Annotated in this window: 19 protein-coding genes and 1 pseudogene; 9 read left to right on the top strand and 11 right to left on the bottom strand. The window is 70.0% G+C overall.

Features of this window, described 5'->3' with window-relative positions; genetic code table 11:
• Positions 1-96 precede the first annotated feature (96 nt).
• Both ACZ7M7_RS37150 and ACZ7M7_RS37145 read right to left on the bottom strand, forming a co-directional pair.
• Positions 97-753 (bottom strand): contact-dependent growth inhibition system immunity protein, encoded by a 657-nt coding sequence (locus ACZ7M7_RS37150; RefSeq protein ID WP_472124800.1) that lies wholly within the window; start codon positions 751-753, stop codon positions 97-99.
• Positions 754-774: 21 nt separating this feature from the next.
• Positions 775-2,829 carry an RNase A-like domain-containing protein gene (locus ACZ7M7_RS37145; protein WP_472124797.1) on the bottom strand — a complete coding sequence of 685 codons (2,055 nt, stop codon included), beginning with the start codon at positions 2,827-2,829 and terminating at the stop codon, positions 775-777.
• Between the two features lie 287 nt (positions 2,830-3,116).
• On the opposite strand from ACZ7M7_RS37145, the gene ACZ7M7_RS37140 reads away from it, so the two are divergent.
• Positions 3,117-6,245, top strand: a complete 3,129-nt coding sequence (locus ACZ7M7_RS37140) for a sacsin N-terminal ATP-binding-like domain-containing protein (RefSeq protein ID WP_383606838.1) — start codon at positions 3,117-3,119, stop codon at positions 6,243-6,245.
• Between the two features lie 28 nt (positions 6,246-6,273).
• Here ACZ7M7_RS37140 and ACZ7M7_RS37135 read toward each other — a convergent pair whose 3' ends face one another.
• Complete coding sequence (locus ACZ7M7_RS37135; protein WP_383606836.1) at positions 6,274-6,504, bottom strand: DUF7683 domain-containing protein; 231 nt, start codon at positions 6,502-6,504, stop codon at positions 6,274-6,276.
• 187 nt (positions 6,505-6,691) lie between these two features.
• Here ACZ7M7_RS37135 and ACZ7M7_RS37130 point away from each other — a divergent pair, with 187 nt between their 5' ends.
• Positions 6,692-7,471 (top strand): calcium-binding protein, encoded by a 780-nt coding sequence (locus ACZ7M7_RS37130; RefSeq protein ID WP_383606833.1) that lies wholly within the window; start codon positions 6,692-6,694, stop codon positions 7,469-7,471.
• A gap of 194 nt (positions 7,472-7,665) precedes the next feature.
• Positions 7,666-8,586, top strand: a complete 921-nt coding sequence (locus ACZ7M7_RS37125) for a hypothetical protein (protein WP_472124793.1) — start codon at positions 7,666-7,668, stop codon at positions 8,584-8,586.
• A gap of 97 nt (positions 8,587-8,683) precedes the next feature.
• On the opposite strand, the gene ACZ7M7_RS37120 is transcribed toward ACZ7M7_RS37125, so the two are convergent.
• Positions 8,684-11,080: a cation-translocating P-type ATPase gene (locus tag ACZ7M7_RS37120; protein ID WP_472124790.1), complete on the bottom strand. Its 2,397-nt coding sequence runs from the start codon at positions 11,078-11,080 to the stop codon at positions 8,684-8,686.
• A 103-nt stretch (positions 11,081-11,183) separates the two neighbouring features.
• Positions 11,184-11,480 (bottom strand): DUF2530 domain-containing protein, encoded by a 297-nt coding sequence (locus ACZ7M7_RS37115; RefSeq protein WP_383606825.1) that lies wholly within the window; start codon positions 11,478-11,480, stop codon positions 11,184-11,186.
• A 148-nt stretch (positions 11,481-11,628) separates the two neighbouring features.
• On the opposite strand from ACZ7M7_RS37115, the gene ACZ7M7_RS37110 reads away from it, so the two are divergent.
• Entirely contained in the window at positions 11,629-13,080 is a 1,452-nt protein-coding gene (locus ACZ7M7_RS37110; RefSeq protein WP_472124787.1) for an NCS2 family permease, read from the top strand.
• Positions 13,081-13,106: 26 nt separating this feature from the next.
• On the opposite strand, the gene ACZ7M7_RS37105 is transcribed toward ACZ7M7_RS37110, so the two are convergent.
• Complete coding sequence (locus tag ACZ7M7_RS37105; RefSeq protein WP_328426929.1) at positions 13,107-13,289, bottom strand: ribbon-helix-helix protein, CopG family; 183 nt, start codon at positions 13,287-13,289, stop codon at positions 13,107-13,109.
• Between the two features lie 155 nt (positions 13,290-13,444).
• Between ACZ7M7_RS37105 and ACZ7M7_RS37100 the strand changes: the two genes are divergently transcribed.
• Positions 13,445-13,882, top strand: a complete 438-nt coding sequence (locus ACZ7M7_RS37100; RefSeq protein WP_328426930.1) for a MarR family winged helix-turn-helix transcriptional regulator — start codon at positions 13,445-13,447, stop codon at positions 13,880-13,882.
• A 24-nt stretch (positions 13,883-13,906) separates the two neighbouring features.
• The gene (locus tag ACZ7M7_RS37095; RefSeq protein WP_383626954.1) at positions 13,907-15,262 is read left to right on the top strand and encodes an MFS transporter; all 1,356 of its coding nucleotides are present in this window, start codon (positions 13,907-13,909) and stop codon (positions 15,260-15,262) included.
• Positions 15,263-15,319: 57 nt separating this feature from the next.
• On the opposite strand, the gene ACZ7M7_RS37090 is transcribed toward ACZ7M7_RS37095, so the two are convergent.
• Positions 15,320-15,838: a GNAT family N-acetyltransferase gene (locus ACZ7M7_RS37090; RefSeq protein ID WP_383606815.1), complete on the bottom strand. Its 519-nt coding sequence runs from the start codon at positions 15,836-15,838 to the stop codon at positions 15,320-15,322.
• Positions 15,839-15,863: 25 nt separating this feature from the next.
• On the opposite strand from ACZ7M7_RS37090, the gene thpR reads away from it, so the two are divergent.
• Entirely contained in the window at positions 15,864-16,436 is a 573-nt protein-coding gene (thpR, locus tag ACZ7M7_RS37085) for an RNA 2',3'-cyclic phosphodiesterase (protein WP_383606812.1), read from the top strand.
• Between the two features lie 145 nt (positions 16,437-16,581).
• On the opposite strand, the gene ACZ7M7_RS37080 is transcribed toward thpR, so the two are convergent.
• The 3 genes from ACZ7M7_RS37080 to ACZ7M7_RS37070 are packed head-to-tail and all read right to left on the bottom strand — an operon-like array spanning position 16,582 to position 18,501.
• Positions 16,582-17,571 (bottom strand): aldo/keto reductase, encoded by a 990-nt coding sequence (locus ACZ7M7_RS37080; RefSeq protein ID WP_383606810.1) that lies wholly within the window; start codon positions 17,569-17,571, stop codon positions 16,582-16,584.
• Positions 17,572-17,601: 30 nt separating this feature from the next.
• Positions 17,602-18,264: a maltokinase N-terminal cap-like domain-containing protein gene (locus ACZ7M7_RS37075; protein WP_472124781.1), complete on the bottom strand. Its 663-nt coding sequence runs from the start codon at positions 18,262-18,264 to the stop codon at positions 17,602-17,604.
• Between the two features lie 12 nt (positions 18,265-18,276).
• Positions 18,277-18,501 carry a hypothetical protein gene (locus tag ACZ7M7_RS37070; RefSeq protein WP_472124779.1) on the bottom strand — a complete coding sequence of 75 codons (225 nt, stop codon included), beginning with the start codon at positions 18,499-18,501 and terminating at the stop codon, positions 18,277-18,279.
• Here ACZ7M7_RS37070 and ACZ7M7_RS37065 point away from each other — a divergent pair.
• Positions 18,444-18,812 (top strand): annotated as a pseudogene (locus tag ACZ7M7_RS37065) (DUF4111 domain-containing protein); the annotation flags it as partial. The gene ACZ7M7_RS37070 and the pseudogene ACZ7M7_RS37065 overlap by 58 nt on opposite strands.
• Here ACZ7M7_RS37065 and ACZ7M7_RS37060 read toward each other — a convergent pair.
• Positions 18,800-19,474: an SGNH/GDSL hydrolase family protein gene (locus ACZ7M7_RS37060; RefSeq protein ID WP_472124777.1), complete on the bottom strand. Its 675-nt coding sequence runs from the start codon at positions 19,472-19,474 to the stop codon at positions 18,800-18,802. The pseudogene ACZ7M7_RS37065 and the gene ACZ7M7_RS37060 sit on opposite strands and share 13 nt — an antisense overlap.
• 136 nt (positions 19,475-19,610) lie before the next feature.
• On the opposite strand from ACZ7M7_RS37060, the gene ACZ7M7_RS37055 reads away from it, so the two are divergent.
• Positions 19,611-20,585, top strand: coding sequence for a WD40 repeat domain-containing protein (locus ACZ7M7_RS37055; protein WP_472124774.1), 975 nt, complete (start codon positions 19,611-19,613; stop codon positions 20,583-20,585).
• Positions 20,586-20,679 lie beyond the last annotated feature (94 nt).

Below are 20,679 nucleotides of genomic sequence, written 5' to 3'. Positions count from 1 at the left end.
GTCCTCTTAAACGCCGCCGGCGTGCGCAATTGGGTGGCATCCCCAGGGGCCCGGGAGCTGGATACGACTCCCGGGCTCCGCCACGTCCAGGTATCGCTATGCGGCAGTGATCCGCCGGCGGATGAGTTCCAGCCATTGCCGGAGTGTCGTCCCCTCTGGCGGCAGGAGGTCGAGGCCCAACGCCGTGGTTGCTGTGTGGAGTTCCTGATCCGAGGCCACCATCGTCAGAAGCTCCGTGATCTCCCGTGCCGCCTGTGCACGGTCTTCCGGTACGGCCTCGACGACGTACTCATCGACAGCCGCCTCGGGAGAGGCGTAGAACTCTGAGTAATTCCGGTGCAAGTAGGCGCCGAGGAACTGACTCAAATCGGGGAAACGCTCGTTCCATTCCCAGGCGTTCTGCGGGTTTGTCTGGGGGACTCGTGACGGGTCTTGCAGGAATCGCTGGAGGTGTTCCCGCGCGACGCGCAGGCAGTCCTCCACGCTGGTGCCCATCGGAGGGCGGATGTGGGGAATGTTCTCCACGTCGTCCGCGATCTCTTCGGAGAAAAGTCCGATGGAGAGTAGCTCATCGATTTGCTGGACGGCTGTTGCGGCGCGGGCCGGGTCACGAGCGGCAATTCTGAGATACGAGGCCAGGCCGGGGCCCGGTGCCTCCGCGGTGTCAGTGAATGTGAAGCCGGTGTATGCGTAGGCGTTCAAAAGGTCGCTGAGTTCGTAGAACCGCGGCTCTGACGGAAGTGCCTGACTCATGAGTTGCTCCAAGCGTGCGCGCTAGGGCTGGGGGAAGGATGTGAGGACGCGGTATCCGGAAGGCGCCGTCGGGTCTGCCTTGAGAATGACGCGGACTCCTCGTACCCATTGCGTAGGCTGCCCATGGGTGAAGTCGTAGCGAGTGAGGTGGAGTCCTGTGTTTTCGGTGAACTCTGCTTCCAGTCGCAGTGGTGCTTTTGCGCCCCTGGCCAGCCAGTTGGATATCTTCCGTTGATTCTCCCTGGCGGTGAGGGTCTTGTCGGTGAAGCGTTGTGCCGAATCGACGTCAACGTAGCGTGAGTCCTCCGCAAGGCCAGGATTTTCACGGAAGCGCTTACGCATTCCGGCTATGGTCTTGTCGACATGTCTGTCGATGGTATGGCCCTTGCTCTGGCCCCCAAGGCTCTTCCCCTCGTCACCACGGACATCCGCACGGTGCTCCGGCTTCTGGCGACCCTTCCGCTTGCTCCTCGGCCAAGCGTTGTAGTCCCCGCCGGACCCGTTCGATGCACCCAGCCCCATGAGAACGACGCCGGCTGTACCCAGCACCCCGGCACTCAGCGCCGCCTCCGCCGTAAGCGCGCCGACCACCCCGCCTCCGGCCAGCGCGAGGCCTCCCGGTGGGAACAGGGCCAGCAGGGAGAGAAGGAGGAGGGCGAAGCCGAGGTGGACCAGGAAGGTGTTCAGGGCGTCGAGGAGGTGGAGCGTGCGGATGGTTCTGCCGGCGGGGCCCGCGTCGCCTAAGCCGTGCCATAGGAGGAATACGCCGGTCGTCGCCGACCCCAGTGCCGTTCCGAGGCGGAAGCGGTGGGCCGCGACCACTTCCCCCAGGGGCTGGGCCGAGGCCAGCCGCCAGGTGCGGAGGAGGGTGACCAGCTGGTACGCGATCCAGGCCAGGGCGGCCATGCCGAAGCCCATGAGGATCTTCGGTCCCGCACCGGTGCTGAAGAACTCCTGGAGGCCGGCGGTGGAGGTGAACGAGCCGACGCCCAGGAACAGCAGTGCCGGGAGCATGAGCACGCACGGGATCAGCAGCAGCCATCGCTCCCGGGTACGCCGGGCCGCTCGGGTCGCCTTCAGCCACGCGCGGATGTTCAGCGACTGCCAGGCAGGCCCGTTGTCGGACGCGTCCATCCGCGCCGTGATCCCGGCGACGACCCGACGTAGGTCCCTCGTTTCGCCGGGCGGCGACGCCTCGGCGGCTGCGTACAGCAAGGAGCGCCGCAGCCTGACGTAACGAAGGACGACCAGCAGGCTCCAAGGCAGACGCCAGGCCGCGTACCGCAGCAGAGCTCCCAGGCTGTCGCCGTCGGCACGTTCGGATGTGAGCAGTACGTCGGGCATGGTGCCCTTGGCGCGGTGGAGCCGGCGCAGGTCCGCGGCCATGGCGATGGCCAGGCACACGAGTGGCGCGGCCCATGCCAGTCCGTTCAGGGACTCCAGCCATTCCCGGGCCCCAGCGGCGTGCTCCTGCACCGCGTAGTTGTTCACCGTGTGGTGCGCGGCGGCAGCCGCGATCGGGAGGATCGACAGCAGGCGTGTCCAGCCGTGCGCGCGCCACAGCAGCCCGACCCCGAAACCGGCCATGGCCGTGAGCACCAGGTGCGCGAACGTTTCCGTAACCGGAGGGCCGCCCAGGTCCAGTTGGCTGAACGGGGCCGGGAGCCACGACGTGAGCACCTGCCCCAGGCCCGGCACATACGGCGGGGACAGGCTGTCGGGGACGATCCAGCCCTCGCCGCGAGGGATCGCCCGGTCCGCGTCCAGGCCGAACCGGAGAACCGCCTCCAGCAGCCCGAAGCCCGCCCCCAGCGCCGCGCCCACCACGACGAAGTCGGTCAGCCCCCACTGGCGGCGGACCCGCAGGCTCAGCCCCGCCAGCAGCAAGGGGGAAACCTTGAGTAACTCCTCCACCCAGGGAGCCACCGTGTAGCCGGTGGTGTTCACCACCGTCACGAGGGACCGGCCCGACTGCTCCGCGTAGAGACGGGTGTAGGCGAGCTGCACCAACGCCGTCGCCACGCCGCACCCGTACACGCCCACGGCCAGGGCCAGCAGCACGGTCGACAGGCGCACCGAACGCGTCGGTAAGGAAATCGCGAAAAGTTGCAGTACGCCCCAGACGGCCGCCACCGCCATCACCAACGTCACGCCAGGCCCCCGATGCACCGGAACAACATTCGATTCGCGATAGTGAACGCGATGCTAGGCAGTCGATCGTCGGTGCGGCAAGGGAGTTGTGAGACGGCAGTCGCGTGAACCGGCCAAGGAGGTCGGAACGCGCGTCCCCGGTGGCGCGGGCGGGCGGCGCGCGCTCGTCCCATGAGCGGTACCTTCATCGTCAGCCGATGAGGAGAGTCAACGTGAGCAAGTTCGTGCGGCCCGCGGCCGAAGGTGCCGACCCCTTCGGTACGGCCCGTCTGCGCCGCGGGGTCCTGGACGCCTGGGCCACCAGCCCCGCCCGTTTCCGGGAGGACGCCAACGCCGAGGAGGACCTCGTCCTCGGCGGGTACCGGGACCGGCTCGTCGTCGAGCTCGCTCAGAACGCCGCCGACGCCGCCGCCAGGGCGGGGGTGCCCGGAAAGCTCCGGCTCACCCTCCGCGAGGGTGTTCTCGTCGCCGCCAATACCGGTGCTCCGCTGGACGCGGGCGGCGTCGAGTCGCTGGCCACCCTGCGCGCCTCCGCCAAGCGGGACTCGGCCTCCGTCGGCCGGTTCGGTGTCGGCTTCGCGTCCGTGATCGCGGTCACCGACGAACCCGCCGTCGTCGGGCGGCACGGCGGTGTCCGGTGGTCCCTCGCCGAGGCCCGCGAACTGGCCCGGGAGACCGCGGCACACAGCCCGGGACTGGGCGACGAGATCCGGCGGCGGGACGGACATGTGCCGCTGCTGCGGCTGCCGTTCGCCGCCGAGGGCACCGCCCCGGACCCCTACGACACCGTCGTCATCCTCCCCCTGCGCGACACCGCGGCCGCCGACCTCGCCGAGCGGCTGCTGCACTCCGTCGACGACGCCCTGCTCCTCGCCCTGCCCGGCCTCGAGGAGGTCGTGATCGAGGTCGGCGACGCCGAGCCGCGCACCCTGCGCCGCGGTACCGACGGTCCCTTCACGGTGGTGGAGGACTCCACCAACGGCGTCACCCACTGGCGTACGGCCGCCGCCCACGGCCCGCTCACGCCCGAACTGCTCGCCGACCGCCCGGTCGAGGAGCGGCTGCGCCCCCACTGGTCGCTCACCTGGGCCGTCCCGGTCAACGCCAACGACAGCACGCCCGCCCGGCCCCGCACCGCCCCCGTCGTGCACGCGCCGACGCCCAGCGACGAGGCACTCGGCGTCCCCGCCCTCCTCATCGCCTCCTTCCCCCTCGACACCACCCGCCGGCATGCCGCCCCCGGCCCGCTCACCGACTTCCTCGTGCAGCGGGCGGCGGACGCGTACGCCGAACTGCTCGCCGACTGGCGCCCGGTCAGCGACGGCATCATCGGCCTCGTGCCCGGCCCGCTCGGCAAGGGCGAACTCGACGGCGCCCTGCGCCAGGCCATCCTGGAGCGGCTGCCCCGCACGTCCTTCCTGCCGCCCGCCGTCGAGCCCCACGACCCCGACCCCGACTCGGAGCTGCCCGAGTCCCTGCGGCCCCGGGACGCCGAGGTGGTCGAAGGCGCCGGCGCCGACACCGTGCAAGTTCTCGCCGAGGTACTGCCCACCCTTCTCCCCGCCGGGCTCGAACGGCGTGTGGAGCTGCGGACGTTGGGCGTCGCCCGGGTTCCGCTGACCGACGCGATCGACCGCCTCGCCGGGCTGGAGAAGGCGCCGGGCTGGTGGCGGCGGCTCTACGACAGCCTCGCCGGGGTGGACCCGGACCGGCTGTCCGGCCTCCCCGTGCCGCTGGCCGACGGGCGCACCACCATCGGACCCCGGCAGATCCTGCTCCCCACCTCCGACGGCGCCCCCGTCGCCCCGGAGATCCTGGCCCGCCTCGGCCTCAAGGTCGCCCACCCGGACGCCGCCCACCCGCTCCTGGAGAAGCTCGGCGCCCTGCCGGCCACGCCCCGCGCGGTCCTCACCACGCCCCAGGTGCGCGCCGCGGTCGCCGCCTCGCTGGACGAGGACGGCGCGCTGAGCTGGGAGGAGGACACTCCCGACGCCGAGGAACTGGCCGACACCGTCCTCGCCCTCGTGCGCGAGGCAGGCCTGGAGCCCGGTGACGAGCCCTGGCTCGGCGCCCTCGCGCTGCCCGACGAGGAGGGCGAGCCCGCACCCGCCGGCGAACTCGTCCTCCCCGGCAGCCCCTTCCACCAGGTCATGCGGGACGGCGAACTCGCCACCGTGGACGCCGAACTGGCCGAGAAGTGGGGCGAGCAGCCGCTCGCGGCCTGTGGTGTCCTCGCGAACTTCGCGCTCGTGCGCGCCACCGACGTCGTCCTGGACCCGGACGAACTGGAGCCGCGCGAGGGCGACTTCGCCGAGCCCGACGACGCGGGTCTGCTGGACGCCGTGGACGTCTGGAGCGAGGACATCCTCGACCGCTTCCCGGACACACCGGTACCGCCGGTCGCCACCGAGCTGATCGCCGTACGCGACCTGGACCTGGTGGACGACGACAAGTGGCCCCAGGCACTCGCGCTGCTGGCCCAGCCGCCCCTGCGGGACGCGCTGACCCAGCAGGTGCGGATCCTGTTGCCCGACGGCACGCACGAGGTCGTACGGCCGTACACCGCCTGGTGGCTGCGCGGTCACCCGGTGCTGGACGGCCGCCGCCCGGCCGGGCTCCTCGCCTCCGGCGGCGACCCGCTGCTGCGCGGCCTGTACGACGAGGCCGACGCGACCGGCTTCGAGGACGAACAGGTGCTGCGGGCGCTCGGGGTGCGTACCTCCGTCGCCGCGCTGCTGGACGAGCCGGGCGGCGCCGCCGAGCTGCTCGACCGCCTCGCCGACCCGGACCGCCGCGTCACCTCCGCCCAACTGCACGCCCTGTACGGCGCTCTGGCCGACCTCGACCCCGAGCAGGTGACCCTGCCGGACGAGCTGCGGGCCGTGATCGACGGGCGGGTCGAGGTGGTGGACGCGGCGGACGCGGTGGTCGTGGACTCGCCCGACCTGCTGCCGTTCACGGAGGGTGTGCCGCTGCTTCCCGTACGGCCTTCGCGGGCCGCCGAGCTGGCCGAGCTGTTCCAGGTGCGGCGGCTGAGCGAGTCCGTCACCGGCGACGTGGACTCCGAGGGCACCGAGCACGACGTACCGGAGCCCGTACGGGTACTGCTCGGGGCGCGGACTCTTCGGTCGTACGTCGAGCACGAGGAACTCGTCGTCGACGGCGTGGAGATCGACTGGCGCCACACGAACGACGGCACCCTGCACGCCTCGACCCTGGAGGGCGTCGCCGCGGGGCTGGCGTGGGCGGCGGGGCAGTGGCCGCGCCGGTTCGAGGTGGCGGCGCTGCTGGAGGATCCGTCCCGGACGGAGGAGCTCGCTCGGGACCGGTGGTTCGACTGAGGGGCGGGGCCTGAGCGTTCCCCGAGGATCAGTCCGCCACCGCCTCCAGGAAGTACTCGAAGCGGTCCAGGTCGAGGGTGATGCCGGTCAGGCCGCGGAACCCGTCCGCGTGGTCCGGGCCCAGCGGATACACGTCGGTGAGCTGCGCAGCCGGCATCGCCAGCAGCGCCCCGAATGCCTCCGCGGCCACGGACGAGACGTCGGTCTCCGACTCGGGCCTGTCCTCGTCCTTGGCGTAGCGGGTGAGGAGAAATCCCACGGTGCCTCCTTCCGGCTGATCTTGAAATTTCTCGCACAAATCTCTCACGAGTCGTACAACCTTTCGTACGCGTCGCGAATCTGATCATCGGAGTCACCCGACTCTCTGATCACTTGGGCCCCGTACGCACCCGCGAGCCGCTGGGTGTGACCGGGCGGGGCCCCTTTGCAACGTGGGGAAACAACACATGCGCATGCGTGCCACCCTCGGCGTCGTCACCGGCGCCCTGGCCCTTTCCGCTCTTGCCGTCCCGGCCGCCCAGGCCGACGAGGTCGAGGGCGACACGGCGATCTCGAACGTCGTGGTGAACGGTGGCAAGGCGGCGGTCGTCGGGTCGACCGCGAAGAAGACCATCACCGTGACCTTCACCGTCAAGGACAACTCGGGCGTCGACTGGGCCCAGGCGATCCTGTACCACGGTGCGAACATCGACAGCTCCGACTCCGGTGCCGTGGCCAACAGCAGCGACGGCCGTGCCACCTGCACGGTGGTCAACGCCACGACGTCGAACTGCAAGTCGTCCTTCGACCTCGAGCCGGGCTACAACCTGATCAACAAGGTGGCCGGCGGCTGGAAGGTGTGGGCGCTGGCGGCGGGCAACGACGCCGACTACGTCCAGAAGGACAACGCCAAGAGCTTCCAGGTCCAGCGCGCCTCGAAGCTGACGGTCAACGCCTCGCCGGAGCCGGTGACGAAGGGCAAGACCATCACGGTCACCGGCAAGCTGACCCGCGCCAACTGGGACCTCGGCACCTACTCGGGCTACGCCACGCAGTCCGTGAAGCTGCAGTTCCGCAAGAAGGGCAGCAACACCTACAGCACCGTCAAGACCATCAAGACCAACTCGAAGGGCGACCTGAAGACCACGGTCACCGCGTCGCAGGACGGCTACTTCCGTTACAGCTTCGCGGGCACGAGCACGACCCCGACGGTCAACGCCACGGGCGACTTCGTCGACGTGCGGTGAAACCGGGCAATCGCCCCGCGCTCACTCAGCGTCAGTAACGCTTACGCAACATCCACACCAGCGGCACAACCCTCCACTCGTGCCGCATATCTGATCTTGTGAGTCAACAGACTCCAACGATCACTCGGCCCCGGTGTGATCGCGAGACACGGTGTTCGGCGATCCACCGGGGCCCTTCTCCACGTGGAGAACGCATGCGCATACGAGCCACTGTGGCCGCCGTCTCCGGCGCCCTGGCCCTCTCCGCCCTCGCCGTGCCGGCCGCGCAGGCCGACGACACCGTGAGCCGCGCGGACGTCGCGAAGATCCGTGAGGCCGCGCACGCCGCGTCCGGCAAGAGCGCGTTCGGCACCCGCGCCCCCGGGGAGGACGAGCCGTACGCCCTGGACGTCACCCTCTCCGACTTCAAGGTCGCCAAGGCGGTCAAGGTCGGGACGACCAACCACGTCTCCACCAAGGTGACGTACAAGCTGACCCACGGTGCGGACCTCGACATCACCGCCGAGGACTTCTACACCGACCCCTACCTCTACAAGGGTGCCTTCGACGCGCCGGACAACATGCTGTTCGGCAACAACTACGGCAAGTGCACGCCGACTTCGTCGACCACGGCCAACTGCTCCGGCACGATCGACGTCTACCCGGCCGACGGTGAGCTGTGGAACGCGGACGCGGGCAGCTGGAAGGCCGGCGCGATGGCCATCGCGTTCAACGGTCAGGACCCCTCGGCCGACACCTTCGACATCACCAAGGTCGGATACGCCGACAAGGGCGACCTCGCCACCACCCTGATCCAGCGCAACTCCCAGCTGACGGTCAACGCTTCGCCGGAGCCGGTGACGAAGGGCAAGACCATCACGGTCACCGGCAAGCTCTCCCGGGCGAACTGGGAGGACAACAAGTACCACGGCTACACGAACCAGTCGGTGAAGCTGCAGTTCCGCAAGAAGGGCAGCAACACCTACAGCACCGTCAAGACGATCAAGTCCAACTCGACGGGCAACCTGAAGACCACGGTCACCGCGTCGCAGGACGGCTACTTCCGTTACAGCTTCGCGGGCACGAGCACGACCCCGGCGATCAACGCCACGGGCGACTTCGTCGACGTCCGGTAGGACAACCCCAGGGGCGCGGGGAACTGCGCGACCGGCCACAACGGTCGCGCAGTGACCCACGGCCTCATCCCTCCCCGGCCGCAGCCGAGCGCAGCGGCTAGGCGGGAACGCGGCGGTCGACCCATCTCCACGCGAACTCCAGGGCGACCGCCGCCACCGCCGAGATACCCACCGCGATCCACGGCATCGTCATGCCCACCAGCCGCAGCGCGAAGAACTCCTGCAGCCACGGCACCACCAGCACCACCAGGAATCCGAACCCCATCGCCGCCACCAGTGCGACCCGCCACCACGTGTACGGCCGGGCGATGATGACCAGCACCCACATCGCGATGAGGAACAGCGTCAGCGTGGCGACGCTGGTCTCCGCGTCCAGCGCGCCCTCACCGGTGTAGTAGTGACGAGCGATCAGATACGTCGCGAAAGTCGCCACCGCGGCCACCACCCCGCCCGGGATCGAGTACCGCATGACCCGCCGTACGAAGTGGGGTTTCGCGCGCTCCTTGTTGGGCGCGAGGGCCAGGAAGAAGGCGGGGACGCCGATGGTGAGGGTGGACAGCAGCGTCAGATGGCGCGGCAGGAACGGGTACTCCACCTGCCAGCACACCACCATCACCGCCAGCAGCACCGAGTAGACGGTCTTGACCAGGAACAGCGTCGCCACGCGCGTGATGTTGCCGATGACCCGACGCCCCTCGGCGACCACCGACGGCAGCGTCGCGAAGCTGTTGTTGAGCAGCACGATCTGCGCGACCGCGCGGGTGGCCTCGGACCCGGATCCCATGGCCACACCGATGTCGGCGTCCTTCAGGGCGAGGACGTCGTTCACGCCGTCGCCGGTCATGGCGACGGTGTGCCCGTGGGACTGCAGCGCGCCCACCATGTCCCGCTTCTGCTGCGGGGTGACCCGCCCGAACACCGTGCCCTCGTCGAGGGCCGCAGCCATCCCGTCCCGGTCCTGCGGGAGCCGGCGCGCGTCGACCGTCGTGCCGGTCAGCCCGAGCTTGGTCGCCACCGCGCCCACCGACACCGCGTTGTCCCCGGAGATCACCTTGGCGCGGACGTTCTGCTCGGCGAAGTAGTGCAGGGTGTCGGCGGCGTCGGGCCGCAGCCGCTGCTCCAGTACGACCAGGGCGGCGGGCTTGGCCCCCTCGGCGACCTCGGGATCGTCGAGGTCGCGGCCGACCCGGGCGAGCAGCAGGACCCGTAGGCCCTGTTCGTTCAGCCGATCGGTTTCGGCCAGTGCGGGATCGTCGCCGCCGAGCAGGACATCGGGCGCGCCCAGCAGCCACGAACTGGCCTCGCCGTTGCCCTCGCTGAAGGTGGCGCCGCTGTACTTGCGGGCGGACGAGAAGGGGAGGGACTCGGTGCAGCGCCAGTCATCGGCGTCGGGGTAGGCGTCGATGATGGCCTGGAGGGAGGCGTTCGGGCGGGGATCGGACTCGCCGAGGGCGCCCAGCACCTTGCGTACGTACTCCTCGTCGTTGCCGGCCAGGGGCCGCAGCTCGGTGACGTCCATGCCGCCCTCGGTGAGCGTGCCGGTCTTGTCGAGGCAGACGGTGTCGACGCGGGCGAGGCCCTCGATGGCGGGCAGTTCCTGCACGAGGCACTGCTTGCGGCCGAGCCGGATGACGCCGATGGCGAAGGCGACCGAGGTGAGGAGCACCAGCCCCTCGGGGACCATCGGCACGATGCCGCCGACGGTCCGGGCGATCGAGTCGTCGAGCGCGTTGTCCTTGGCGACGAGCTGGGTGATGATCAGGCCGGTCGCGGCCGGGACCATCATCCAGGTCACGTACTTGAGGATGGTGGAGATGCCGGAGCGCAGCTCGGACTGGACCAGCGTGAAGCGGGACGCCTCCTCGGCGAGCTGCGCGGCGTAGGCCTCGCGCCCGACCTTGGTGGCCTGGAAGGCGCCGCCCCCGGCGACGACGAAGCTGCCGGACAGCACCTGGTCCCCCGGCTGCTTGACGACCGGGTCGGCCTCGCCGGTGAGCAGTGACTCGTCGATCTCCAGCCCGTCCGCCTCGACGCACACGCCGTCCACGACGGCCTTGTCGCCCGGCCCGATCTCCATCAGGTCGTCGAGCACGATCTCCGAGGTGACGACCTCGCCGGCGATCCCGTCGCGCCGCACGGTGGGCCTGGCCTCGCCGATCACGGCGAGCGAGTCGAGGGTCTTCTTCGCCCGCCACTCCTGGACGATCCCGATGCCGGTGTTGGCGAGGATCACGAAGCCGAACAGGCTGTCCTGGATGGGCGCGACGAACAGCATGATCACCCAGAGCACGCCGATGATCGCGTTGAACCGGGTGAAGACGTTGGCGCGCACGATGTCGGTCATCGACCGGCTGCTGCGCACCGGAACGTCGTTGACCTCCCCCCGGGCGACCCGCTCGGCCACCTCGGCGGCGGTCAGCCCGCCCGTCGCCACCGGGGCGCGAACGGGGTGCACAGGGTTGTCCACTTCGGCGCCCGCGTCGGTATGCGTCATGCCTTCGACGGTACGTGCGGATCTACGCCTTCACCCGCCGAGTGCACGGAAGTTCCGACCTGGGGAGGACCGGCGTCGTGCCGTGGTCGTACGCCGCGATACCTCAGGACGACTGGGGTTCGCCCGTCGTTTCCCGGCGCTCCTGAAGGGCCGCCGCGCGCTTGAGGGCGGCGTCGCGCCTGCGGACGTACCAGATGCCGATGAGCCCCAGCCCGCCGCCGGCCAGACAGGTCCACACCCACCAGGCCTGTCCGCGGTCGTCGAACCAGCCGTAGAAGGGGAGCTGGACGACGAAGAGGACGAACCAGAGGATCGTGCCGCCGGTGATGGTGGCGACCACGGGGCCCTCCAAGGGCTCCGGCGCCTCGTGCTTCGGGGATCCCGAGAAAATACCGGCCATGGGGGACAGCTTACGAGGCGATCGGATCCGGTACGAAGCGATCGCGTCCACGCGCATCTACGCGCGGAGATAGCAGATCCAGCCCCTATATGTTCATACTGAAACGGTTTGAGTCTGACCACTTCTCTTCGTAGGAACAACCAAAAGCATGCCCACCTCGGCTCCTGCCAAGGCCCCCACCCCTGAACAGCCGGGAGCCGGGCCCACTTACGGCGCACTCGACCGCTTCTTCAAGATCTCCGAACGCGGCAGCACGCTGCCCCGTGAAATCCGCGGCGGCCTCGCCACCTTCTTCGCGATGGCCTACATCATCGTGCTGAACCCGATCATCCTCGGCAGCGCGAAGGACATGTACGGGCATCAGCTCGACAACGGACAGCTCGTCACCGCGACGGCGCTGACGGCGGCCTTCACCACCCTCCTCATGGGTGTCATCGGCAACGTGCCGATCGCGCTCGCCGCCGGTCTCGGCGTGAACTCGGTCGTCGCGCTCCAGCTCGCGCCCCGGATGTCCTGGCCGGACGCCATGGGCATGGTGGTCCTGGCCGGCTTCGTGGTCATGCTGCTCGTCGCCACCGGACTGCGCGAGCGCGTCATGAACGCCGTGCCCTACGGCCTGCGCAAGGCCATCTCCATCGGCATCGGCCTGTTCATCATGCTGATCGGCCTCGTCGACGCCGGTTTCGTCTCCCGTATCCCGGACGCCGCCCAGACCACGGTTCCGCTCCAGCTCGGCGGCGACGGCCACCTCAACGGCTGGCCGGTGCTGGTCTTCATCCTCGGCGCGCTGCTCACCCTCGCGCTGATCGTGCGCAAGGTCCCCGGCGCGATCCTCATCTCGATCGTCGCGATGACCGTGCTCGCGGTCGTCATCGAGGCCGTCGCGAACGTGCCGTCCTGGGGCCTGACGACCCCGAAGTGGCCCGGAAACCCCGTCGCCAGCCCCGACTTCGGCCTGATCGGCGAGGTCAGCCTGTTCGGCGGGTTCGACAAGGTCGGCGCGCTGACCGGCATCCTCTTCGTCTTCACCGTCCTGCTGTCCTGCTTCTTCGACGCCATGGGCACGATCATGGGCGTCAGCGACGAGGCGAAGCTGACCGACGCCCAGGGGCAGATGCCGGGCATCAACAAGGTCCTGTTCGTCGACGGCCTCGCCGTCGCCGCGGGCGGCGCCAGCTCCTCGTCGGCCACCACGGCCTTCGTGGAGTCCACGGCCGGCGTCGGCGAGGGCGCCCGCACCGGATTCGCGAACGTCGTCACCGGCGCCCTGTTCGGTGCGGCGCTGTTCCTGACGCCCGTCGCCACCATGGTCCCGTCCCAGGCGGCCACCCCGGCCCTGCTCGCGGTCGGCTTCCTGATCCTCGCGAACTCCGTCAAGGAGATCGACTGGGCCGACTACACGATCGCGATCCCGGCCTTCGTGACGATGGTGATGATGCCGTTCACCTACTCGATCACCAACGGCATCGGCATGGGCTTCATCACCTTCGCGGTGCTGCGCCTGGCCGCCGGGCGGGGCCGGGAGGTGCCGATCGCGATGTACGTCGTGGCGGCGGTGTTCGGCTTCTACTACCTGATGCCGGCGCTGGGCCTCACGTAAGGCGGTCTCTCACGTGGGCCCGTTGCTCACGTGCGCCCGTAGAACTTCTCTGTCTCTTCCACGGCGGCCTGGAACCGTTCGTCGAAGTCATCGCGGATGAGCGTTCGGACCACATAGTCCTGGACGCTCATTCCTCTTTTCGCCGCATGCTGTCGGAGCCGTTCGAGCAGCTCATGGTCTATTCGCAGGCTGAGCACGCTGGTCCCCATGACCACGAGGGTCGCGGCACTCTTCGGTGCGGTGTGTCACGTTCCGCTGCCGGATCACCCATATGAGTGATGTCACGCTTCAGTGGCCCGGCTCACGGGCATCCATGCGTGTCCCTGGTGGTCTTTAGCGAGGGTAATGAGTTACGCTAAAGAACATGTCGGACCTTACCCATGGCGACAACGCTGCCGCCGTGAACTCCCTGCGCTCCGCCGTCATGCGACTGTCGCGCCGGCTCAAGCACCAGCGGGTCGACGAGTCGCTGAGCCCCACCGAGATGTCGGTTCTGGGCACCCTCTCCCTCTGCGGCAAGGCCACCCCTGGTGAGCTCGCCCGCAAGGAGCACGTCCAGCCGCCGTCGATGACCCGTATCGTCGCCCTGCTGGAGGCCAAGGGACTGGTCCGGCTGGAGCCGCATCCGGAGGACCGGCGCCAGAAGGTCGTCACGAAGACCGAGCAGGCCGAGGCGATGCTCGAGGAGAGCCGCCGTAAGCGCAACGCCTTCCTGGCCACCCTGGTCGAGGGTCTCGACGAGGACGAGTGGGCGAAACTGCGCGCCGCCGCCCCCGTGCTGGAGAAGCTCGCACACCTGTAAGCAGCCAAGAGGAGGCGAACCCTTTTGAGTACGGGATCCGGAGCAGACTCCGCCCCCGCACCGACCACCCACGACTCCCCGCCCGCCCCGGGGCCCCGCAAGTCCTCGATGTTCAGCTCGCTGAAGGTCAGGAACTACCGCCTCTTCTTCCTCGGCCAGGTCGTCTCCAACACCGGCACCTGGATGCAGCGCATCGCGCAGGACTGGCTGGTGCTCAGCCTCACCGGCTCCGCCACCGCCGTCGGCATCACGACGGCCCTGCAGTTCCTGCCGATGCTGCTCTTCGGCCTCTACGGCGGCGTCCTCGTCGACCGTCTGCCCAAGCGCCGCACGCTGCTCGTCACCCAGACGTCGATGGCCTTCACCGGCATCGCGCTGGCCGTCCTCACCCTCTCCGGGCACGTCCAGGTCTGGCACGTCTACCTGGCAGCCTTCGTCGTCGGTCTGGCGACCGTCGTCGACAACCCGGCCCGGCAGTCGTTCGTCTCCGAGATGGTCGGCCCGGACCAGCTGCAGAACGCGGTCAGCCTGAACTCGGCGAACTTCCAGTCGGCCCGCCTGGTCGGCCCCGCCGTGGCCGGCCTGATGATCACCGGCGTCGGCACCGGCTGGGCGTTCCTCGCCAACGGCCTGTCCTTCGTCGCACCGCTCGCGGGCCTGCTGCTGATGCGGGACCGCGAGCTGTACGCCGTCCAGCGGGCACCGCGCGGCAAGGGGCAGATGCGGGAGGGACTGCGGTATGTCGCCGGGCGGCCGGAGCTGATGTGGACCATCGTCCTCGCCGGGTTCGTCAGCACCTTCGGCTTCAACTTCCCCGTCTATCTGTCGGCCTTCGCCGACGACGTCTTCCACGCGGGCGCCGGCTCCTACAGCCTCTTCAACACCCTGATGGCGGTCGGCTCCCTGGCCGGCGCGCTGCTCGCGGCCCGGCGCGGTACGGCCCGGATGCGGGTGCTGGTCGCGGGGGCGTTGGCCTTCGGCACGATGGAGATAGTGGCCGCGTTCGCCCCGTCCCTGTGGCTGTTCGCCCTGCTCATGGCCCCGATAGGAATGTTCGGCATGACGGTCAATGTCACCGCCAACAGCAGCATCCAGATGGCCACCGACCCCAGCATGCGGGGCCGGGTGATGGCCCTCTACATGATGGTGTTCATGGGCGGCGCGCCGCTGGGCGCACCGATCGCCGGCTGGGTCACGGACGCGTACGGCGTCCGGGCGGGCATGGCGGTGGGCGGCGCGATCACGGCTGTCGCCGCCGTGACGATCGGCCTGGTCCTGGCGCGGGTCGGTGGCCTGCGGCTGTCGGTGGGCTGGAACCACGGGCATCCGCAGGTGCGGTTCGTGCCGCGGGAGCGGGAGCAGCTGGCCACGGCTGCCTGAGGGCCGCCCGACGGCGATTTGAGGGGCGGGTGCCTGCGGGCCCCGCCCCTGCGGGGGTCAGACCCGGCGGGCCAGCACCTGTCCCGGCCAGTCGTCCGTCCCCCGGTAGGTCTCGGTGCGGACGAAGCCGTGGCTCTCGTAGTAGCGGACGAGCTTGCCGTCGTCGCCCGCGTAGCAGTCCACCCGCAGCAGCGAGACGCCCGCCCGCCGGGTCACCTCGGTGGCGTGGGCGAGCAGGGCGCTGCCCGCGCCGTGGCCCTTGAAGCGACGGTCGGAGGCGAGCCAGTGGATGTACCGCTCGGGCTCGCCGGGCGAGGCGAGATGGGCCAGGGAGGGGCCGGGCGAGTCGGCCAGGGTGAGGGTGGCGGCCGGCACGCCGTCCACCTCGGCGATGAAGACCTCGCCACCTGCCGTGCTCCGCGTCACCGACTCCACGGTCCGCGCGCTCTCCGACAGCGGCTTCGTCCCCCACTGCCCCGTGCGCCCCTGTGAGACCAGCCACTCGACGCAGCTGTCGAGCATGCCGAGTATCACGGGGATGTCGTCGGATCCGCCTTCTCTGATGGTGATCGTCATCCGGTCATGGTGCCAGGCTGGACCCATGAGACTCTTCGCCGCCGTGCTGCCACCCGAGGACGTGGCCCGCGAACTGGCCACCGAGGTCGCCGAGTTGAAGAAGCTGCCCGGCGCGGACGCGCTGCGCTGGACCGGCCGCCCCGGCTGGCACTTCACGCTCGCCTTCTACGGCGAGGTCGACGACGACCTCGTACCGGACCTGTCGGCCCGCCTGGAGCGCGTCGCGCACCGTACGGCCCCGTTCCGGCTGGCGCTGCGCGGCGGCGGCCAGTTCGGGCACGGGCGGGCTCTGTGGGCGGGCGCGGAGGGGGACCTGGCGACCTTGCGGCTGCTGGCGGACCGGAGTGAGGCGGCGGCGCGGAAGGCCGGGGTGCCGATGGGGGAGCACCGGCGCTACAAGCCGCACCTGACGGTCGCGAGGAGCCGGTCGGCGGTGGACGTACGGCCGTACGTCGCGGCCCTCGACGCATTCACGAGCCGCACCTGGACGGTGGACGAGCTGGCGCTGGTGCGCAGCCACCTGCCGACGTCCGGGGTGGCGGGCGAGCAGCCCCGGTACGAGGCGGTCGCCCGCAGGCCGCTCGCAGGCGCCGGTTAGGCTCGGACACGTGAACCCGAAAACCCGGAACCGGATCATGGCCGGTGTGCTTGTGCTGATGTTCGTCGTGGTGGCGCTGGCGGCGGCGCTCGGCAGGTAGGCGATACGCGTAGCCGGCCGAGCGCCACTGCGCCCTCGGTGACCGTTACCAGGCGAAGGCCTCCGGAGACGGCCCCGGACCCGGGAAGATCTCGTCCAGCCCCGCCAGCAGCTCCTCGCTCAGCTCGAGCTCTGACGCCCGCAGTGCGGACTCCAGCTGCCCGGCGGTGCGCGGGCCGACGATCGGGCCGGTCACGCCCGGCCGGGTGAGCAGCCAGGCCAGGGCGGCCTCGCCGGGCTCCAGGCCGTGCTTGTCGAGCAGGTCCTCGTACGCCTGGATCTTCGCGCGTACGGCCGGGTCGGCGAGGACTTCGGCGGCCCGGCCGGAGCTGCGCCGCCCGCCCTCGACCTCCTTCTTGATGACGCCGCCGAGCAGCCCGCCGTGCAGCGGTGACCACGGGATGACGCCGAGGCCGTAGTCCTGTGCGGCCGGGATGACCTCCATCTCGGCGCGGCGCTCGAAGAGGTTGTAGAGGCACTGCTCGCTGACGAGGCCGATGGTGCCGTGGCGCCTCGCCGCGATCTCGTTGGCCTGGGCGATCTTGTACCCCGGGAAGTTGCTGGAGCCGACGTACAGGATCTTGCCCTGCTGGACGAGGACGTCGATCGCCTGCCAGATCTCCTCGAAGGGGGTGGCGCGGTCGATGTGGTGGAACTGGTAGACGTCGATGTAGTCGGTCTGCAGCCGCTTGAGCGAGGCGTCCACGGCGCGCCGGATGTTGAGGGCCGACAGCTTGTCGTGATTGGGCCACGGCTCGCCTTCGGTGCCCATGTTGCCGTACACCTTGGTCGCGAGGACGACCTTGTCGCGCCGCTCGCCCTTCGCGAACCAGGTGCCGATGATGCTTTCGGTACGGCCCTTGTTCTCGCCCCAGCCGTACACGTTCGCCGTGTCGAAGTAGTTGATGCCGGCGTCCAGCGCCGCGTCCATGATCGCGTGACTGTCCGCCTCGTCGGTCTGCGGACCGAAGTTCATGGTGCCGAGGACGAGCCTGCTGACCTTGAGTCCCGTGCGTCCGAGCTGCGTGTACTTCATGAAGTGCACGCTAGCCGCGTGGAGTGCGCTCTAGGCAAGGGTCCCAAGGGTGATGTGCAGGGCGGCGAACAGGGCTCGGGCCCGGGTGCCGTCCGGCAGCTGCCAGGCGCCCGTGACGTGGCCGTCCGCGTCCTGAGGGACCTCCGTGGCGGGGCGCAGGACCCGGTGGAGGCGGAGCACGACCGTGCCGTCGGATGTGCGCAGCTCGGTGCCGTCCTGGTCGTCGGTCGCCGTGGTGGTGCCGGGGGCCGCGGACGGGGAGCCTTGACCCGTGTAGGCGCGGGTGACCTCCCGGTCGGGCGCGTCGCTGATGCTCTGGGCCTGCGCCTGGGCCCGGCCCTCGATCAGGGCCAGCAACTGGGTGACCAGCACGGGGTCGTGGCAGCCGTCGTAGGCCCAGCGCTGCCCGAGCACGCCGTGTTCCATGGTGCCGATGAGGGCGTGGTCGGCTCCGTCGAGGGGGGCGCCGCGGTAGCTGAGCGGCACGAGGTAGTGGACCGGTCGGGCGCCGGAGGCATCCGTGGCGACCATGAACTCGATTCCGACCTCGCCCGCGGGGTCGTCCAGCCGGAATCCGCCGGCCTTGGTCAACTCCGGTTCGCCGGCGCCGACGTACCAGGGGCGGGTGGGCAGCCAGGAGGCGAGCAGTTCGAGCTTGGTCGGCTTGAGGGTGGTGTGGTGGATGACGGCCATGGCCACACCCTCTCATCGGTCCCGGGGGAAGTCAGAGGTCTTGAGGGTGAGCTCGACGACTGTGTCACCGAGGTCGAGGTCGTCGCCGAAGTCGGCCTTCGTCTCGGTGGCGTAGTCACCGTTCTTGGGGTGCGTGTAGAGGTGACAGCGGCCCTGGTAGGGGTCGGCGATGAGGTAGACGGGACGGCGCCCCGCTGTACGGCCCCCCGCACGCCGACCTGCTCGCCCCCGTCCCACCCGCGGACCTGAGACACGCGATCACCGCCGGAGTACCCGACCTGCTCCCGGAGTTGGACACCGACACCCGCAACGTCCTGCTGACCCTCGCCCGGATCTGGACCACCCTCGCCACCGGGGCGATCCGCTCGAAGGACGCAGCCGCCGACTGGGCGCTCGCCCGGCTCCCCGCCGAACACCGCCCCGTCCTCGCGCATGCCCGTGCCGTCCACCTGGGCGACGAGGAGGAGTGCTGGGGCGACGACGTCCTCCCCGGCGTGCGCCCCTGCGCGGACCACCTCGTCCGGGCGATCGAGCGTCAGACCTCGTAGGGCTCGCCCAGGTCCCACGCCTGGTACATCGCCTCCGCGAAGGCCTCCGCGATCTTGTGCTCGCCGCTCGCGTTCGGGTGGGTGCCGTCGTACGTGTCGAGGTTGATGTCGTACGACGGGGGAGGCGACGCCAGGAGCAGCGGTGAGCGGGGCTCGTCCAGGTCGGCGACCGCCTTCGCCAGCAGTTCGTTGAAGCGGCCGACCTCCGCGGCGAAGGCCTCCTCCGAGGCGGCGCGGACGTTCGGGATCACCGGCAGGACGACGATCCGCACCCGGGGGTTCGCGGATCGCGCCCCGGCCACGAAGGTCCGGGCGTTCTCCGCCGTCTGCTCGGCGTTCGTGTAGAAGCCGAGGTCGATCAGGCCCAGCGACACCAGCAGCACATCCGCCCGGCACGACCGCACCGCCTCGCCGATCACCGGCGCCATGTGCAGCCAGCCCTCGCCCCAGCCGGCGAGGTGCGCACGGGGGAAGTCGGGGGCGGCGTACTCGTACGACGTGGGGGAGTCCGTCGCCTTGTCGTGCAGCGTCTCGCGCGGGCCGACGAGGGCGAACGGGCCGCCGTACGTTTCACGCAGGTGCTGCCACATGCGGTAGCGCCACGTGTGTTCGCCGGCGCTGCCGATGGTCATGGAGTCGCCGACGGGCATGAACCTGAGCATCCGCTCATGATGGACGATCGCTACCCATCGGTATGGCCGGGCGCGGTGTGAAGCCCGACACGCCCCCGTACCCCTCGGGCGCCGCCCCCGGCCGCCCCGGCCTCCGAACCGCCCGGCCGAATGGCAGGCTTGGGGCATGCGTCGACCGCTCGCCATCCTCGCCGGGGTCCTCCTCACCGGTGCGCTCACCCTGCCCGCCTCAGCCGCCGACGGCGACGAGGACTTCACGATCAAGGACCCGCGCATCACGGAGTCCAGCGGCCTCGCCGCCTCGCGTCAGCACCCCGGCATCTACTGGACGCACAACGACCAGGACACCGGCGCCTACCTCTACGCGGTGGACAGCAGGACGGGCGAGACGGTCGCGACGATCACCATGACCGGGGTGGGCACCCCGCGGGACGTGGAGGCGATCGCCATGGGCCCGGACAACCAGCTCTATGTCGGCGACATCGGCGACAACGACGGTGTGCAGTGGCCGTATGTGTGGGTCTACCGCCTCCCCGAGCCCAAGACGCTCAAGGATCAGACGATCCGTGCCACGCAGTACGTGGTGAAGTACTCCGACGGCACCCGCGACGCCGAGTCGCTCGTCGTGCACCCCAAGACCGGCCGCGTCTACATCATCGACAAGCAGGAGGACGGCGGGCACCTGTACGAGGGCCCGGCCGAGCTGTCCGCCTCCGGCACGAACGTCTTCAAGCCCGCCGTCCCCGTCGACATGTGGGCCACCGACGCGGCCTTCTCCCCGGACGGCAGGACCCTCGCCGTTCGCGGCTACTTCGGCGGCGTCGCCTACGACTGGAACGGCGGCAAGCTCAAGCGGCTGGAGCGCATCAGCGTGCCCCTCGGGCAGGGCGAGTCCGCGAGCTACTCGACCGACGGCACCAAGCTCATGCTCGGCAGCGAGGGAGCCGGCAGCTCGGTCGTCGCGGAGGACGCCCCCGGGGACGCCGCCCCCTCCGACTCCTCCTCCGGCGGCGGCAGTTCGGCCTCCTCCGACGACAGCGGCGACAACGGCACAACCGGCGACCTCAAGGTCGGCGCCATCGCCGTGGTCGTCGCGTGTGTGGTCGTCTTGGGTCTTCGGCGGCTCTTGCGGAGAGGATGAGCGGAGAGCGCGCACGATCGGTGAACGGGCAGACCGGCCCTGATAACGTCACCCGGTCCCAGCCGCCGATCTTGCTCCAAGGACCCTCTCGCCC

This window comes from Streptomyces sp. NPDC111606 (assembly GCF_055656945.1).
This window is presented reverse-complemented; position numbering and strand designations above follow the sequence as displayed.

Excerpts from the sequence above, each read along its gene's own strand:
- ACZ7M7_RS37150 (WP_472124800.1), bottom strand. The coding sequence starts at position 753 with ATGAGTCAGGCACTTCCGTCAGAGCCGCGGTTCTACGAACTCAGCGAC.
- ACZ7M7_RS37130 (WP_383606833.1), top strand. The coding sequence starts at position 6,692 with ATGCGCATGCGTGCCACCCTCGGCGTCGTCACCGGCGCCCTGGCCCTT.
- ACZ7M7_RS37125 (WP_472124793.1), top strand. The coding sequence starts at position 7,666 with ATGCGCATACGAGCCACTGTGGCCGCCGTCTCCGGCGCCCTGGCCCTC.
- ACZ7M7_RS37120 (WP_472124790.1), bottom strand. The coding sequence starts at position 11,080 with ATGACGCATACCGACGCGGGCGCCGAAGTGGACAACCCTGTGCACCCC.
- ACZ7M7_RS37115 (WP_383606825.1), bottom strand. The coding sequence starts at position 11,480 with ATGGCCGGTATTTTCTCGGGATCCCCGAAGCACGAGGCGCCGGAGCCC.
- ACZ7M7_RS37110 (WP_472124787.1), top strand. The coding sequence starts at position 11,629 with ATGCCCACCTCGGCTCCTGCCAAGGCCCCCACCCCTGAACAGCCGGGA.
- ACZ7M7_RS37105 (WP_328426929.1), bottom strand. The coding sequence starts at position 13,289 with ATGGGGACCAGCGTGCTCAGCCTGCGAATAGACCATGAGCTGCTCGAA.
- ACZ7M7_RS37100 (WP_328426930.1), top strand. The coding sequence starts at position 13,445 with ATGTCGGACCTTACCCATGGCGACAACGCTGCCGCCGTGAACTCCCTG.
- ACZ7M7_RS37090 (WP_383606815.1), bottom strand. The coding sequence starts at position 15,838 with ATGACGATCACCATCAGAGAAGGCGGATCCGACGACATCCCCGTGATA.
- thpR (WP_383606812.1), top strand. The coding sequence starts at position 15,864 with ATGAGACTCTTCGCCGCCGTGCTGCCACCCGAGGACGTGGCCCGCGAA.
- ACZ7M7_RS37080 (WP_383606810.1), bottom strand. The coding sequence starts at position 17,571 with ATGAAGTACACGCAGCTCGGACGCACGGGACTCAAGGTCAGCAGGCTC.
- ACZ7M7_RS37075 (WP_472124781.1), bottom strand. The coding sequence starts at position 18,264 with ATGGCCGTCATCCACCACACCACCCTCAAGCCGACCAAGCTCGAACTG.
- ACZ7M7_RS37060 (WP_472124777.1), bottom strand. The coding sequence starts at position 19,474 with ATGCTCAGGTTCATGCCCGTCGGCGACTCCATGACCATCGGCAGCGCC.
- ACZ7M7_RS37055 (WP_472124774.1), top strand. The coding sequence starts at position 19,611 with ATGCGTCGACCGCTCGCCATCCTCGCCGGGGTCCTCCTCACCGGTGCG.